This is a genomic window from Staphylococcus sp. EG-SA-2, assembly GCF_017152085.1.
Genome location: NZ_JACYHC010001053.1, coordinates 1 through 761 on the forward strand (window position 1 = coordinate 1; position 761 = coordinate 761).

At 34.4% G+C, this 761-nt stretch carries 1 protein-coding gene; it reads left to right on the top strand.

The features are described from left to right. Positions 1 to 761 (top strand): MFS transporter (locus IDG60_RS17850; protein ID WP_206161014.1); only part of this gene is annotated, 761 nt, incomplete at both ends.

Consider the following 761-nt stretch of genomic DNA (forward strand, 5'->3'; position numbering starts at 1 on the left):
AGGTACTATTGCGGCATACGTTACCCCTGTTAATAGAAAAAGTGAAGGCATCAGTTTATTTTCCTTAAGTTTAGTATTAGGTACAGCGATTGGCCCATTTCTAGGCATGTTACTTATTACAAAATACCCAATTGATTTACTGTTTATTATTTGTGTCATATTAGGCATACTCGGACTCATTATCTCATTATTTATAAAAGTTGATTTCGAAGTAACAAATAATAAAACTGAAACTAATGTCATTGATAAACCAAGATTTAGTATTCATCAATTTATTGCAAAAGAGGCCATTCCTGTTGCTGTAATTATGCTTTTAATTGGCGTTACCTATGCGTCCATCCTAACTTATTTACAAGCATTTGCTTTAGAGCGACACCTAGTAACTGCAGCAAGCTATTTCTTTATTTGCTATGCTATAGCATCGTTAATTACTAGACCTATTGCTGGTAGATTGATGGATGATAAAAATGAAAATATTATTGTCTACCCAGCATTTATCATGCTTTTCCTTTCATTTGTATGCTTAATTTCAAGCTATCAAAGCTGGTTAATATTACTTGCTGGTGCTTGCCTAGGTTTAGGGTATGGAAATTTATCATCTGCAATGCAATCTATTGCGATAAAAGTCTCACCTCCGATTAAATATGGTATCGCGACATCTACTTTTTACGTTGGTCTAGATGCAGGTGTCGGCTTCGGTCCATCATTCCTTGGGTTATTTACTCATATGTTTTCATATAGTGAAATCTTCGGCTTTATGG